Here is a 13759-nt window from a genome sequence, read left to right as displayed (position 1 = left end):
GATCTATGTCCTCTCCCAAGCTCAGGATCCTCATCGTGGACGATACGGCGGTCTACCGCCGGATCCTCACGGAGGTCGTGGAGTCCTTCCAGCTCGACTGCGAGGTCGCCGCCTGCCCCAGCGGACGGCTGGCCCTCAACCGCCTGGACCAGGGCGAAACGGACCTGGTGCTCCTGGACGTGGAGATGCCGGACATGAGCGGGCTCGAGACGCTGCGCCTCATCCGGTCGCTCCATCCCGCCACGAGCGTGATCATGATCAGCGGCACCACGTCCGCCGCGGCCGCCTACACCGTGGAGGCGCTGGCCCTGGGAGCGCTCGAGTTCGTGAGCAAGCCCGAGGGGGCCGACGCCGAAGCCAGCCGGGCCGGGCTCAAGGACATCCTCCGGCCCCTGGTGCGCCACGTCCAGACCCGCGCCAACCTGCGCGTCGCGGCCTCCGGGATCCCTGCCCGGGAGGACCCCCGGATCCCCGCCCCTCCGGCGCCGCCACCGCCTCCGCCGGCGCCGCCCCGCCGCCACGCCCCGGGACCAACCCGGTTCGACGTGCTGGGCATCGGCGTCTCCACCGGGGGTCCCAACGCCCTGGGCGAACTGATCCCGGCCCTGCCGGCGAACCTTCGCGTGCCCGTGCTCATCGTGCAGCACATGCCCCCGCTCTTCACGGCCTCCCTGGCCGAGCACCTGAACCGGAACTCCCGCGTCCCCGTCCACGAGGCCGTCGAAGGCGAGCCGGTGCTCCCCGGCAAGGTCTACATCGCCCCCGGCGGCAAGCACATGGTCCTGCGCCGGTCCAGGGACGGGGACCAGGCCATCATCGGCCTGAACGAGAACCCCCCGGAGAACAGCTGCCGGCCCTCCGTGGACGTGCTCTTCAGGTCCATGGCCGCCCACTACGGCGGCAACATCCTCGCCGTGGTCATGACCGGCATGGGGAGCGACGGCTGCGAAGGCGTGCGCGCCATGAAGCGCGCCGGCTGCCACTGCCTCACCCAGTCCGAGGAGACCTGCGTGGTCTACGGCATGCCCATGGTGGTGGACGAGGCGGGGCTCTCCGACGAGCGCGTCCCCCTGCCCCTCCTGGCCTCCCGCATCTCCAGCCTCGTGGGGGCCGGGAGAACGTCATGAGTCCCGATGGAATCACCAGCGCCGAGTTCCGGCTGCTCCGGGACTACATCCAGGAGCACTGCGGCATCTGCCTGGGCGAGGAGAAGGCGTACCTCATCGAGGCGCGCCTCACCGGACTCCTGGCCAAGCACGGGTGCCCCGACTTCGGCACCTTCTACCGCCTGGCCAGGCACGACCCCTCCCCGGCGCTCCGGGAGGAGGTCATCGACGCGATGACCACCAACGAGACCCTCTGGTTCCGGGACGGCCACCCCTTCGCGATCCTGCGGGACAGGCTCCTGCCCCCCCTGGCGGAGGAGATCCTCCGGAAGGCCCGGGGCCGGATCCGCATCTGGTCCGCGGCTTGCTCCACGGGCCAGGAGCCCTATTCCATCGCGATGGCCATCCTCGAGTTCTGCCGCCTCAACCCCGGCGTCAACCCTGCCCAGTTCGAGATCCTGGCCTCGGACATCTCCCCTTCGGCCCTCTTCCTCGCAAGGTCCGGCCGCTACGACGAGAACGCCATGCGCCGCGGCCTTCCCCCCGAGATGAGGGACCGCTACTTCCATGCCGAGGACGCGTCCTGGGTCGTGAACGACGAGGTCAAGCGCCTGGTCACCTTCCGGAAGTTCAACCTGCAGGATCCCATGGATCCCCTGGGCCCCTTCGACGTGGTCTTCTGCCGCTACGTGACCATCTACTTCGCCGACGAGTTCAAGCGGCGAATCTTCGCCGGCATCGCCGGCCTCCTGGCCCCCTCCGGCCACCTCCTGATCAGCGCGGTCGAGTCCCTCCGGGGCATCGCCGACCACCTCCTGCCCAGGACCCACGCCGGCGGGCTCTACTACCAGTGCGACCCCTCGATTCCTGGAGGCGAGAAATGAAGATCCTGTCGGTGGACGATTCCACGACCATGAGAAGGATCATCGGCCGGGTCGTGGGCATGCTGGGCTACGACTTCGCCGAGGCCGCCAACGGGGTGGAGGCCCTGGAGCTCCTGGCCCGGGACCACGCCGACATCGCCCTGGTCATCATGGACATCAACATGCCGGAGATGGACGGGATAACCTGCCTGCAGACCATCAAGGCCGACGAGTCCCTCAAGCACCTCCCCGTCATGATGGTCACCACGGATTCCGACCGCACGCGCATCATCCAGGCGGTGCAGGCGGGGGCCGCGAACTACGTGACCAAGCCCTTCACGCACGACGACCTGGTGACGAAGATCGCGGCCACCCTGGGCGAGGACGAGTTCTAGAACCTGAGGCTCAGGTCCACCGACGGCGCGCTGTGGGTGAGGGCGCCCACGCTCAGGAAGTCCACCCCCGTCTCCGCCACGGCCCGGGCCCGGTCCAGGCCGAGGTTCCCGCTGGCCTCCAGGAAGACCCGGCTCCCGCCCCGCAGGATCACGGCCTCGGCCATCTGCGCGAGGGTCATGTGGTCCAGGAGCACCCCGTCCACGCCGGGCGTCGCGAGGCATTCGGCAAGCTGCTCCAGGGTCTCGGCCTCCACCTCGATGCGCACGAGGTTGGGGGCCGCGCTCCGGGCCTGCTCCACGGCCCCGCGGATGCCCCCGGCTGCGGCGATGTGGTTCTCCTTGAGCAGGACGCCGTCCCCCAGGGTGAGGCGGTGGTTGAACCCGCCCCCGCAGCGCACGGCGTACTTCTCCAGCAGCTTGAGGCCGGGCGTGGTCTTGCGGGTGTCCAGGATGCGGGCCCCGGTGCCGGCCACGGCGTCCACGAAGGCGCGCGTGAGGGTCGCCGTGCCCGACAGGCGCTGCAGGAGGTTGAGCATCACCCGCTCGGCCATGAGGATGGCCCGGCTGGACCCCTCGATGCGCATCACGACGGCCCCGGGCTCCACCGCGTCGCCGTCCTGGGCCCCGGGAACGATCTTCAGCGCCGGATCCACGGCCCGGAAGACCTCCGCGGCCACCGGCAGCCCCGCCAGGACCAGCCGTTCCTTGGCCACCACCCGCGCCTCCATGGGCCGGTCCGGAACCGAGGCCGTGGTCCAGTCCTGGGTGCCCCAGTCCTCCCTCAGGAAGGCCCGGACGGCGTCGACGTAGGTCAGGGGATGCGGGGGGTTGAACATGGCTAGACCATCTTTCCGGCCATGGGCCGGCCGCCGAGGAGGTGGAAGTGCAGGTGGAACACCGTCTGTCCCGCGTCGGGGCCGGCGTTGGACACCAGGCGCCACCCCGAGGCCACGCGTCCTTCATCGGCGGCCAGCTTCTTCGCGACGAGCCCGATCTTCCCCATGAGGGGCGCCAGGTCCGGCGTGAGGTCGTTGAGGCCGGAGAGGTGGACCCGCGGGATGATCACGATGTGGGTCGGCGCCTGGGGCGAGATGTCCCGGAAGGCCAGCACGTCCTCGTCCTCGTGCACGAAGGAGGCGGGGATCTGCCTGGCGGCGATCTTGCAGAAGATGCAGTTGGGGTCGGACATGGTGGCTCCCGGTTGCCCTGTATTTTGCCCGGATTATGATCGGAGGTATCGAAAGGTTGACCCCGTGCCCTTCCACATCGTCCTGCACCAGCCGGAAATCCCCCAGAACACCGGCAGCATCGGCCGCCTCTGCGTGTCCACCGACACCCGGCTCCACCTCGTCCACCCCCTGGGCTTCGACACCTCGGACTACTACCTGCGCCGCGCGGGCCTGGACTACTGGGAGCGGCTGAACCCCACCCACCACGCCTCCTGGGAGGCCTTCCTGGCCGCGGAACCGGAGATGCGGCTGTGGTTCTTCAGCACCAAGGGCGACCGCCGCCACACCGACGTGAGGTGGCAGGACGGCGACGGCCTCGTGTTCGGCCGGGAGACGGTCGGCCTGCCGCCAGAGATCATCGAAGCCCATCCCGAGCGGCTGGTGAAGATCCCCATGCGGGGGGAGTTCCACCGGAGCCTGAACTTGGCGCAGGCGGCGGCGGTGGGGCTGTACGAGGCACTGCGGCAGACGGAGGGCTGGTAGCGAAGTGGGAAAGTGGGTATTCCCACTTGCGACGGTATCCCACCTGACCCATACTTTTCCCGGAGGGTGGCAATGGCCGTCACTGAACCCAGGAAGTCGCTCCGTCCCGACAGCAAGGGCCGCATCACCCTCGGCAGCCTCGCCGCCGGCGCGAGCAGTTTCAAGGCCTACCGGGACGGCAAGGGCCGAATCATCCTCGAGCCGCAGGTCGAGGTGCCGGCCATCGAGGCGTGGCTCTGGAACAACCCCGAGGCCATGAAGGCCGTCCAGAAGGGATTGAAGGATTCCGCGGAAGGACGCATCGTGGAGCGCGGCAGTTTCGCCAAGCACGCGCAGGAGCCCGATGAGTGACCAGGCTGAGATTCACGGCTGAAGCCGATTCGAACTTATCGGATCTGGAAAGGGACAAAGGGCTTTCGAAGCGTCTCAAGGCCGTCAGGAAGGCCCTGGGCATCCTGGAGGTGGACCCTCGCCACAAGGGATTGAACACCCACGCGTATTCCTCTCTCACGGGTCCCGGCGGGGAGAAGGTCTTCGAGGCCTACGCCGAGAACCGCACCCCCGCCGCCTACCGCATCTTCTGGCACTACGGGCCAGGCAAGGACGTGATCACGATCCTCGCGATCACGCCGCATCCCTAGGACCCGTCCCACCTCAAGCAACGCGGTTTAAGCTTGGTGTGGGATGGGTCAACTCATGATGTCTAGAACGGACAATCCGCCGTCACCCGCATGGGGAAGGCCCCCTTCTCCACCGTGATCTCCGCCCGATCCCTTCCGGGCGCCGGCTCGCCGTCCATGTGCCAGGGGCAGGGCCGGTCCAGGCGCACCACGGCCCGCAGGAGGCGGCCCTCCTGACGCAGGGGGGTGCGCCCCCCCTCCCGGAACACCTGGGGCACCTCGGCCAGGATATCGAGCACGCCGGGGCGCTTGAGCCGGACCCAGCTGAGCATTCCGTCGGCGGGGTGCGCGCCGGGCGCGATCCAGAGGCCGGAGCCGTACTGGGGCAGGTTGGCGAAGCACAGGCTCCAGGCGGAAGCCGGCAGCTCGGGCTCGGGGCCCCTCCAGGCTGCCCTGAGCTTGTCCATGCGGCCCGCGGCCTCCTGCGCCGGAAGGTCGGCCTCCCAGCGCAGGCCCACGTCCTTGTGGTTCTTCCAGAGGGCCACGCAGTTGCGCGCGTAGGTCCTGAAGCCGCGGCCGTGGGCCTGGTCGAAGGCCAGGGCCACCTCGGCCTCGAAGCCGGTGCCGCAGAGGTTCAGGAAGGGCGCGCCGTCCAGGCGCCCCAGGTCCATGGCCAGGTCCCGGCCCTCCAGGAGCCTCAGGACGGCGCCGGCGGGGTCCAGGGGCGTGCGCAGGCCCCGGACGATGCCGTTGCCCGAACCGCCCGGGATCGCGCCCAGGGGCACCGGCAGGCCCAGCCCGGACAGGGCGGCGCCGGCGTGGTGGAGGGTGCCGTCGCCGCCCCACACGAGGAGCGGCCCCCCCGCGGCCAGGGCCTGGCGGATCCAGGGCTCGTAGTCGAAGGGGAGTTCCAGGGGCACCGGTTCCAGGCGGTCCCGGACCTCCCGGGGGAGCCGGGCCAGGAGCGCGGCGGGGTCCATCCGGCCGTGCCCCGACAGCGGGTTGAAGACCAGGGGCGTCCGGATCACGCAGGGTCCCCCAGGAACCGCCCGGGAGGCGCCACCAGGTCCATGCGCGCGCCGGTGATGGGGTGCTCGATGGAGAGCTTCCAGGCGTGGAGCCACAGGTGGTCGGACTTCTCGCCGAAGTAGAGGCCGTCGCCGTAGACCGGCGCCCCCAGGTGGGAGAGGTGGACCCTTATCTGGTGGGTGCGCCCGGTGTGCGGGGTGGCCACCACCCAGAAGCCGGGGAGGAAGCCCCCGGTCTCCTCCGCCGTGGCCGGGCGGAAGTCCGTGACCGAAGGCCTCGGATCCAGCAGGTCCCCGGTGCAGCCGAAGCGCGCCGGCCTGGATCCGCGCACGCGGCCGATGGGCAGGTCCACCGTGCAGGGTTCCAGGTGCCGGGAGACCCGGGCCAGGTAGGTCTTCCCGATGGTCCGGGCCTGGAACTGCGTGCCCAGGTGGGCGGAGGGGTCCTTGGCGATGACCAGGATGCCCGAGGTGCCCTGGTCCAGGCGGTGCTGGAGGGCCAGGAACCGCCCGGGGCGCTGCCGCTGCAGGAGGGCGGTGAGGTCGTGCAGGTCCGAGGCCTGGGTGCCCTGGGAGGCCATGCCCGCGGGCTTGTCCACCACCAGGAGGAAGTCGTCCTCGAATAGAACGGGGACGACCAGGTCCAGGGGCTGGCCCAGCGAGTCGTCCAGGGACACCGCCACTTCGGTCCCGGGCCTCAGCTGCTTGGAGGCCACCTTGATGCGCTTGCGGTGGGCCTGGACGCCCCCGAGCTGGAGCACCTCCCGGGCCTTCCTGCGGCTGAGGCCGGTATGGGCCGAGACCAGCTGGTCCAGCCTCATGCCCTCCTCGGCGGGGTCTACCGTGAATTTCCAGCTTTGTGTCGCCATCCCATTAGCTTACCGTGCCTGGACTTGGTAGGGTGATTGCATGGAATCCGAAGGTCCCGCGTTCAGGCTGCTCGCGCTGCCCGGGGAGGCCGCCCGCGGTCTCGGGGGAAACATCCGGTCGGCCTTCGCCCAGGTAGGCTCGCTCGCCTGGCTTTTCATCGCCTGCGTGAAGGGGGTCCTGCGCCTGCGGGGCGAGCAGGTGCGCGTGGTGCTGGAAGTGACCCGCACCCAGATCCGGTTCACGGCCCTGGACGCCCTGCCCCTCTGCACCCTGGCGGCCCTGCTGATCGGCGGGATCACGCTGCTGCAGGTCTTCGGACAGCTCTCGGGCTTCGGCATGGAGAACTACATCTGCCAGATACTCGCCCAGCTGGTCATCCGCGAGCTGGGGCCGCTTCTGGTGGGCATCGTTGTCATCAGCCGCAGCGGCACGGCCATCGCCACCGAGATGGCCTCCCGCCAGCTCAGCGGGGAGATCGACGCCCTCTACCTCAACGGGGTGGACCCGGTGCAGTACCTCCTCGTTCCCCGGCTCCTGGGCGGCATCATCTCGCTCTTCGCCCTGATCATCTACTTCGACACGGTGGCCCTCATGGGCGGATTCCTGGTGGCCTGGCTCCGGCTGCCGCTGTCGTTCTCGGCCTTCGCCGACGCCCTGGTGCGGGCCGTGGGCCCCCGGGAGCTGGCGGCGACCCTGTGCAAGGCCCTCGTGTTCGGCACCGCCATCCCGCTGCTGTGCACGTCCTTCGGCCTGCGGGTGAGGGTGAGCACCACCGAGATCCCCCAGGCCGTCACGAAGGCCGCCGTGGGCTCCCTGGCGATCCTGCTGCTGGCGGGCGCCTTCCTGTCGGTGCTGATCTATGCCTGAGCCGCTCCTCGCCCTGGAAGGGGTCTCCCTGGCGTCCCCCGACGGGCGCATGGTGTTCGAGGGGCTCGACTGGCGCCTGGAGAAGGGCGCGCGGTGGCACCTCCAGGGCGGCCTGGGAACCGGGGCCACCGCCCTCCTGAGGCTCTGCTCGGGCCTGGCCCGGCCCCAGGCGGGCCGGGTGCTGCTGGACGGCGCCGAGGTCGACGTGGACGCCTTGAGCCACCCCTACATCAATTCCGGCGACCTGGGCTGGGTGCCCACCGACGGCGGGCTCGCCGTGAACCTGACCCTCCTGGACAACGTGGCCCTGCCCTTGCGGTTCGCGCGAAAAGCCGGGCGGGACGAGGCCCGCGAGGAGGCCATGCGCTGGCTGGAGCGGGCCGGGCTGGAGCGGTCCGCCGCCGCGAGGCCGCGCATCCCCGCGGACCGGGCCAGCTGGATGGCGGCCCTGGCCCGGGCCGGCGCCAAGGGCTCGAAGCTCTGGCTCGTGGACCGGCCCGCGGGGGGCCTGGACGCCGGCAGCCGCCGGGCCGCCCACGCCATGCTGGAATGGGCGGCCCGGGATCCGGAGACCACCCTCGTCCTGGTGGGGGACGACTGGATGGGTGACCTGGGAGCGGAGCTGCGCATCGAAGACGGACGCCTCACGGCCGGGAGGACCCCATGAAGCTCGAAAAGGACGACGCCAAGATCGGCCTGCTGGTGTTCCTGGCCCTGGCGGTGTTCGCCGGATTCCTCTTCCACCGCAGCCTCACGGCCATCCTCACCAAGGAGACCCCGTACCAGGTGGCCCTGGAGACCGCCTCGGACCTGTCGGAGGGCACGGAGGTCCAGCTCCAGGGCCTGCGGGTGGGCCAGGTGAAGGGGATCCGCCTGCAGCGCGACGGCGTGGAGTACCGGTTCCTGGCGACCCTCGGCCTGCGAACCGACATCGTCCTGTGGCAGGGCACCCGCGCCGTGGTGGTGGCCAAGCCCCTGGGCGGCTCCTTCGTGGACCTGCAGCTGCCCGAGCCCCCCCTGCGCCTCGCGGCGCTCCAGCCCGGCGCCACCCTGCGCGGCGCCGCCAGCGCGTCCCTGGCCACCCTCCTGGAGGACGCCAGCCACCTCATCGCCAACCTGGACGGCGCCGTCACCGACCTGCGCGGCCCGTTCAAGGCCAAGGGCGCCGGGGCCGTGCTGGACAGCCCGAGGATCGCCAAGGTGCTGGCCGACCTGGACGAGACCCTCCTGGAGTTCCGCAGGCTGGCCCTGGAGGGCCAGGCCCTGGCCCGGCACGGCGACGCCTCCATGGCCGTGGCCGACCGCAGCCTGGTGAACCTGGACAAGAGCCTCGCCACCGTCCAGGGCCTCCTGGACAAGCGCTCCGGGGACCTGGACGCCATCGTGGCGCACCTGGCGGTCACCCTCCGGGAATCCGGCGAACTCGCCAAGGAGGCCCGCGCCCTCCTGAAGACGGCGGGCCCCGGCGCCGACGCGGCCCTCAAGGCCCTGGACCGGAACCTCCGGTCCACCGAGGAGCTCCTGGAGATCCTCAAGGCCAAGCCCAACCGCATCGTCTGGGGCAAGCCCTCCCAGGCCGAGCGGGACGACGCCGCCCGGCGCGCCGAGGAGAACCGGAAGAAGTAGCTACCTGGCCCCGGTGCGGGCGGCGGTGGGATCAGGCACCGACGCGAAGATGCCGGAGAACTGCGAAACCCCCGACTGGGTCATCAGGGCGAGGCCGGTCCTCGCGCCCTTGAGACGGAAGGCCACCCCGGTAAACGTCATGGCGGACCCGTCCGCGGCGTCGTAGGGCGTATAGGTGAACGCCACGTTGAACCCGTTGGTCCCGGCCACGGGCTGCGTCACCGTGCCTGAAAGGGAGCCCAAGGCCGCGTCCCCTCCGGAAAGGGTGCCGTTCTCCCCGATGTGGACCGTCGCACCGGTTCCGTTGGAGGCGTCCTGCGCGGAGGCGGTGTAGGTGCCCGCCAGGTCCTTGAGCGCGGTGGTCCCGTTGGAGTCCGGCTCCAGGTTGAAGGCGGCCGACATCGCGGCGCCGGCGCCGTCGGTGGCCGTGAGGCTGATGGCGCCCGCGGAGGCGCCTCCGCCGAGCGTCAAGCGGTTGGGGGCCCCCTGGACGTCGGGCGCGCCAGGCGCGAAAGCAAAGGCCTGGCCCTCCACCATGCTGCCGTTCAGATCGAACGTCCCGTAGACCAGGCTGCGGTCGGTGGCCAGCCAGCTGAAGGTCCCGTCGCCCGCCTTGATCAAGGCGTAGTGGAGCCTGCCGGCCGCGTCCTTACCGGAATAGATCCCGCCCATGTTCCCCAGGGTGGGAGCGGGGAGGTTCCTCGTTCCGCCGCATCCGATCAGGCTAACGAGCGCCAGGGACAGGGCGCCCAGGGGAAATCTAGTCAAGGTCATTGCCGTCCTCCATGGGTTGCAGGCAAGACCAATAATAAATTATTAATTTATTTCCGCAATGCAAGGCACATTATTTTTTAACCCCTTTTGAGCGGGCAAAAAGAGCAAACGGACGCAGGTTTGATGATTATTAAATATTACAGAACCTTGGTGAAGATCCCTGCCAGCTGCCCCGTGCCGTTGTCGGTCATGAGCACGATCGAAGGACCGGTCCCCGGCCGGTAGAACGCCAGACCGGCGTAGGCCTTGGGCGCTGCGCCCGCGGGGGTGTAGGTGATCGCCACGTTGAACGCGTTCACGCCCGGGGCCACCTGCTGGAACGTGCCGGTGAGGGTCCCGGCCGGGTCCGACCCCGTCAGGCTGCCATCGGCGGCAAGGGTCAGGGTGCCGCCGGCGGAGGAGGCGGTGTTGGCTGCGTCGGCCGCATACGTGCCCGCCAGGGCGGAGAGCTGGACCGTCCCGTTGTTCGGGGTGTCCGGCGTCAGCGACGTGGTGGCCGTGCCCGCGGCCAGGGTGATGGTGTCCGTGATCGCCGAGGCCGAGCCGGTCCCGCTGATGGTGCCCTGCTGGACCGGGTATCCGATGGCGACGAGGGCCGCGGTGGGGAAGACGGTGATGGTCCCGCCCAGGGCGCTCCCGCTCAGGGTGAATTTCCCGGAGCCCTGGAGCATGTTCGAATCCAGGCTGCGGAAGGTGAAGGACGTGGGAAGAACCAGCACATGGTAGGTGGTGTTCCGGGTGTCCGTGGCGGCCCAGACGCCTGCCAGGCTGACCGACGGAGGCGGCGGGGGGGCGGCCGGGGATGAGCTGGAACTTCCTCCGCAATTCATCAAGGCGCTCGCCAGGAGGGCGGTGGCGCAGACGATACCTGCACGACGGAATCGCGTCATGTTTGCTCCTTGGCTCTGAGAAGTCGTCTCAAAATAAATTCAAAATAGAATTTCGCAACCGGAATTTATTAGTTATAAATTTAAAGGTTCAAGAAAGGGGCTCAGTGCCCCCTCATGGAGGTGGACCGGTCCATCCGCCGGGCCTGGATGAACCGCTGCAGGACCTCGCGGGTCTCGGGGGGCAGGTCCACCAGCACCAGACCCACCCGGGTCGGCAGCTCGTCGCCCTCCAGGGCCTCGGAGTGGCGCACGTCGCCGGAGACCGTGAGCACCTCGTTGCCGGGGAGGTTCGTGACCACCTCGAGCTGGTCGTGGTAGGCGAAGGTGAGCGCGTCCTTGAAGCCGAGACCCATGCCCATGTCCGTGAGGTTCAGCAGCTTGGCCTCGAGCCGCTGGCCCTGCCAGAGGATGGTGGCCTCCAGGGGGGGCAGGTCCGGGGTGGCCACGCGCACCTCGCGCCGGGGGTGGATCTCCAGGGGTTCCGTGGGCCACGCGGCCTGGAGCACGGGGGGGAGCTTGGGCTCGGACTCGGTGAGGATGGGTTCCAGGAGCCGGGTGCGGATGGAGATCACCTCGTCGCCCTGGATGAGGGTGAGGGTGACGGCGGTGCCCGCGGGGGGCAGGATGTCCCTGAGCTTGAGGCCCTCCAACTGAATGGAGGTGCCCGTCTCCAGGCTGCGCACATGCAGATGCCCGAGCATCTTCACGGCGCCTTCCGCCCGCAGGCTGGCCGAGGTTCCGGATTTCTTCGCCTTCTTGAGGATGGCTTCCAGGTGCTGATCGAGGGATTGCGGGGCTTTCATGGGGGTGCCTCAGATTCCGTGGTGCAGGCGTTCGGCGAGGTTGCTGTGGAGGCCAGCGGCCAGGATGGCCCGGGACGCGCCGGCGTGGTCGTAGTCCAGGCGGTGGAGCTTGACCCGGCGATGCAGGGGATCGTAGGTCATGAAGGAGAGCCTCGGGTCGCGGTCCCGGGGCTGGCCCACGGACCCGGGATTGATCAGGTACTTGCAGCCCTCCCGCAGCTGGAACCAGGTGCCCGCTTCGAAGGTGACGAACGTGAGGCGCTGGGCCGGGTCATCCAGCTCGTAGGCCCCGGGCAGGTGGGTGTGCCCGAAAAAGCACACCTGACCGGGAAAGCCGTCGAAGGCCGCCAGGGCCTCCCGGGGATGCAGCAGGTAGTCGTCCTCGTCCAGGGGGCTGCCGTGGGCGATGGTGTAGCCCGCTTCCAGCGTCAGCGGCCCCATGGGGATGTTCTCGAGGAACCAGGCGTTCTCCTCGGAGAGCTGCCCCCGGGTCCAGCTCACCGCCATGCGCGCGGGGAGGCTGAAGGCGTTGTCGGACCCCGGGGTGATGCAGGCCCGGTCGTGGTTGCCGCGCACCAGCACCCGGGGCTCCAATTGGCGGATGAGGTCCAGGGTCTCGTTGGGGTTGGCTCCGTACCCCACCAGATCGCCCAGCAGGACGAAGCGTTCGATGCTGCGCTTTTTTGCATAACGCAAAACGATCCGCAGCGCGTGCAGATTCGAGTGGATGTCGGAGAGGATCAGGTCCATGGGAGTCTAGTGCTGCCGTAGTGTCGCAGATTTCCTGAAAACCGGGGCAGACCCGGAGCCGGAGGCGCGAATTGGGAGTAAGGAATTGACGATTTAAAGGTTACCCCAATGCGGGAGCGAAATTGTCACGGATAGGTGCACCCATCTTTTTTTACAAGCTCGTCAGCCAGTTCGCCAGGAGTCCGCCCCAGGGGCAACACCATGGGAGCCTCCCACCAGGCGGCGGTCCGCCGACGGTAGCGGCCCAGGAACGCCTCGCGCTCGGCCGCCAGGGGCCGGTCGGGGTCTCCCCCCACCCGGGCCCACGCCAGGGCCGGCACCTCCGCCAGCCACAGGGCCGTGAAGCCCGCCTCGCGCACGCGCCGCCGGGTGGCCGGGTCCTCCCAGGCGCCCCCGCCCAGGGCGGCCACGCAGGGGCGCTCGAGGCACCGGGCGACGCTCTCGGCCTCCAGGAGCCGGAAGCCCGCCTCGCCCCGCTCCCGGAAGAGGTCCGGGATGGACCCGCCGATCTCCCGGTCCGAATCCCGGGCCGGCAGGCCCAGGCGCCTGGCCAGGGCCCGGGCCAGGGTGGACTTCCCCGCCCCGCTGCCCCCGATGATGACGACGCCCCGCCCCCGCTCCAGGACCGGCCGCGCCGCCCACCGCGCCGCCTGGGCCGCCCACAGGAGCTCGCGGGGATTGCCGCTGCGGCTGATCTCCCCCACCATGGCCAGCGCCTCCGCCCCGGCGCCGAAGCAGGCGGAGGCGTCCGCGCCCGTGAGGCCCCCGATGGCCACCGGGGCCACCCCGCGGGTCCGCAGGGCGGAGGCGCCTTCCCGGAGGCCCTGGAGCCCCACGGGGGGCTCGTGGTCGCCCTTGGTGGACGTGGGGCGGAAGGGCCCGACGCCGGCGTGGTCGAAGGCGGGGTCCGGGGCGTTCCACTCCCCGGGTCCGTGGGTGGAGGCGCCGAGGTGGCAGGCCCCCAGGCCCGGCAGGCGCAGGGCCTCCGCGGGCGGCAGGTCCGTCTGTCCCAGGTGCAGCCCCCAGGGCGCCAGTCCCTCGGCGGCGGCCAGCACCGCCAGGTCGGCGCGGTCGTTGACGCAGATGGCCGGCCACCCGCCCCGCTCCGCGGCGCCAGCCAGGGCGGCCCGCAGTTCCGTCCACTGGGCGGCGGCGTCCAGGGGCTTGCCCCGGAACTGCACAAGGGGAAAGCCGGCTTCACCCAGGTTCAGGACCTGGGTGGATAGGGGCACGGGCGACCGGGGGTCGGTGATGGGATACAGGGGGGGCAGGTGGAGGACCATCCCCCCATTAGACCGCGAATGCCTCCAGGCCGTCGAAGCTCCGGGACGCCTCCCTCCCCAGGGTGTTCCCCAGGAAGGCGTGCTCCCGGCTGTCCAGCACGATCGGCAGGTCCTGTTCGATGGGCAGGCCGGCGTGGTGCTCCCCCACCACGCAGGTGGGCAAGCCTGGCCT

At 70.1% G+C, this 13759-nt stretch carries 19 protein-coding genes; 9 read left to right on the top strand and 10 right to left on the bottom strand.

The window, feature by feature from the left end:
- The first annotated feature begins 5 nt into the window (after positions 1-5).
- Genes RAH40_RS00745 through RAH40_RS00735 form a run of 3 tightly spaced genes read left to right on the top strand, consistent with a single transcriptional unit; the run spans position 6 to position 2364 of the window.
- Entirely contained in the window at positions 6-1127 is a 1122-nt protein-coding gene (locus RAH40_RS00745; RefSeq protein WP_306600131.1) for a chemotaxis response regulator protein-glutamate methylesterase, read from the top strand.
- The gene (locus RAH40_RS00740) at positions 1124-1990 is read left to right on the top strand and encodes a protein-glutamate O-methyltransferase CheR (protein ID WP_306600130.1); all 867 of its coding nucleotides are present in this window, start codon (positions 1124-1126) and stop codon (positions 1988-1990) included. The genes RAH40_RS00745 and RAH40_RS00740 overlap by 4 nt, the downstream gene beginning before the upstream one ends.
- Positions 1987-2364, top strand: coding sequence for a response regulator (locus RAH40_RS00735; RefSeq protein WP_306600129.1), 378 nt, complete (start codon positions 1987-1989; stop codon positions 2362-2364). The genes RAH40_RS00740 and RAH40_RS00735 overlap by 4 nt, the downstream gene beginning before the upstream one ends.
- Here the strand turns inward: RAH40_RS00735 and nadC are convergent.
- Positions 2361-3200, bottom strand: coding sequence for a carboxylating nicotinate-nucleotide diphosphorylase (gene nadC, locus RAH40_RS00730; protein WP_306600128.1), 840 nt, complete (start codon positions 3198-3200; stop codon positions 2361-2363). The two genes, RAH40_RS00735 and nadC, sit on opposite strands and share 4 nt — an antisense overlap.
- Before the next feature lie 2 nt (positions 3201-3202).
- The gene (locus tag RAH40_RS00725; RefSeq protein WP_306600127.1) at positions 3203-3553 is read right to left on the bottom strand and encodes a histidine triad nucleotide-binding protein; all 351 of its coding nucleotides are present in this window, start codon (positions 3551-3553) and stop codon (positions 3203-3205) included.
- 64 nt (positions 3554-3617) lie between these two features.
- On the opposite strand from RAH40_RS00725, the gene RAH40_RS00720 reads away from it, so the two are divergent.
- From RAH40_RS00720 to RAH40_RS00710, 3 genes are all read left to right on the top strand, one after another.
- Positions 3618-4076, top strand: a complete 459-nt coding sequence (locus tag RAH40_RS00720) for a tRNA (cytidine(34)-2'-O)-methyltransferase (RefSeq protein WP_306600126.1) — start codon at positions 3618-3620, stop codon at positions 4074-4076.
- Positions 4077-4148: 72 nt separating this feature from the next.
- A complete protein-coding gene (locus tag RAH40_RS00715; RefSeq protein ID WP_306600125.1) occupies positions 4149-4427 on the top strand; it encodes a hypothetical protein in 279 nt (92 codons plus the stop codon).
- Positions 4424-4717: a hypothetical protein gene (locus tag RAH40_RS00710; protein WP_306600124.1), complete on the top strand. Its 294-nt coding sequence runs from the start codon at positions 4424-4426 to the stop codon at positions 4715-4717. The genes RAH40_RS00715 and RAH40_RS00710 overlap by 4 nt, the downstream gene beginning before the upstream one ends.
- A gap of 62 nt (positions 4718-4779) precedes the next feature.
- Here RAH40_RS00710 and RAH40_RS00705 read toward each other — a convergent pair whose 3' ends face one another.
- Positions 4780-5724 (bottom strand): diacylglycerol kinase family protein, encoded by a 945-nt coding sequence (locus RAH40_RS00705; protein ID WP_306600123.1) that lies wholly within the window; start codon positions 5722-5724, stop codon positions 4780-4782.
- Positions 5721-6545 (bottom strand): RluA family pseudouridine synthase, encoded by an 825-nt coding sequence (locus RAH40_RS00700; protein WP_306600122.1) that lies wholly within the window; start codon positions 6543-6545, stop codon positions 5721-5723. Before RAH40_RS00700 ends, RAH40_RS00705 begins: the two co-directional genes overlap by 4 nt.
- Positions 6546-6633: 88 nt before the next feature.
- Here RAH40_RS00700 and RAH40_RS00695 point away from each other — a divergent pair, with 88 nt between their 5' ends.
- Genes RAH40_RS00695 through RAH40_RS00685 form a run of 3 tightly spaced genes read left to right on the top strand, consistent with a single transcriptional unit; the run spans position 6634 to position 9087 of the window.
- Positions 6634-7461 (top strand): ABC transporter permease, encoded by an 828-nt coding sequence (locus RAH40_RS00695; protein ID WP_306600121.1) that lies wholly within the window; start codon positions 6634-6636, stop codon positions 7459-7461.
- Positions 7454-8128: an ATP-binding cassette domain-containing protein gene (locus RAH40_RS00690; protein ID WP_306600120.1), complete on the top strand. Its 675-nt coding sequence runs from the start codon at positions 7454-7456 to the stop codon at positions 8126-8128. Before RAH40_RS00695 ends, RAH40_RS00690 begins: the two co-directional genes overlap by 8 nt.
- Positions 8125-9087 (top strand): MlaD family protein, encoded by a 963-nt coding sequence (locus RAH40_RS00685; RefSeq protein ID WP_306600119.1) that lies wholly within the window; start codon positions 8125-8127, stop codon positions 9085-9087. The genes RAH40_RS00690 and RAH40_RS00685 overlap by 4 nt, the downstream gene beginning before the upstream one ends.
- Here the strand turns inward: RAH40_RS00685 and RAH40_RS00680 are convergent, their stop codons facing one another.
- From RAH40_RS00680 to RAH40_RS00655, 6 genes are all read right to left on the bottom strand, one after another.
- Positions 9088-9861, bottom strand: a complete 774-nt coding sequence (locus RAH40_RS00680) for a hypothetical protein (protein WP_306600118.1) — start codon at positions 9859-9861, stop codon at positions 9088-9090.
- A 137-nt stretch (positions 9862-9998) separates the two neighbouring features.
- On the bottom strand, positions 9999-10751 hold the full coding sequence (locus RAH40_RS00675) for a hypothetical protein (protein ID WP_306600116.1): 753 nt from the start codon (positions 10749-10751) through the stop codon (positions 9999-10001).
- Between the two features lie 101 nt (positions 10752-10852).
- Positions 10853-11554, bottom strand: a complete 702-nt coding sequence (locus RAH40_RS00670; RefSeq protein ID WP_306600115.1) for a flagellar brake protein — start codon at positions 11552-11554, stop codon at positions 10853-10855.
- Between the two features lie 9 nt (positions 11555-11563).
- Complete coding sequence (locus tag RAH40_RS00665; RefSeq protein WP_306600114.1) at positions 11564-12304, bottom strand: metallophosphoesterase; 741 nt, start codon at positions 12302-12304, stop codon at positions 11564-11566.
- A gap of 125 nt (positions 12305-12429) precedes the next feature.
- Positions 12430-13587: a thiamine phosphate synthase gene (locus RAH40_RS00660; protein WP_306600113.1), complete on the bottom strand. Its 1158-nt coding sequence runs from the start codon at positions 13585-13587 to the stop codon at positions 12430-12432.
- 7 nt (positions 13588-13594) lie between these two features.
- Complete coding sequence (locus tag RAH40_RS00655) at positions 13595-13750, bottom strand: hypothetical protein (RefSeq protein WP_306600112.1); 156 nt, start codon at positions 13748-13750, stop codon at positions 13595-13597.
- Positions 13751-13759: the final 9 nt, after the last annotated feature.

Origin of the sequence: Geothrix sp. 21YS21S-2 (assembly GCF_030846775.1) — a bacterium.
In the GTDB taxonomy this organism is placed as follows: domain Bacteria; phylum Acidobacteriota; class Holophagae; order Holophagales; family Holophagaceae; genus Mesoterricola.
Note: the sequence above shows the minus strand (reverse complement) of the source record. Positions and strands in the feature narration are given on the sequence as shown.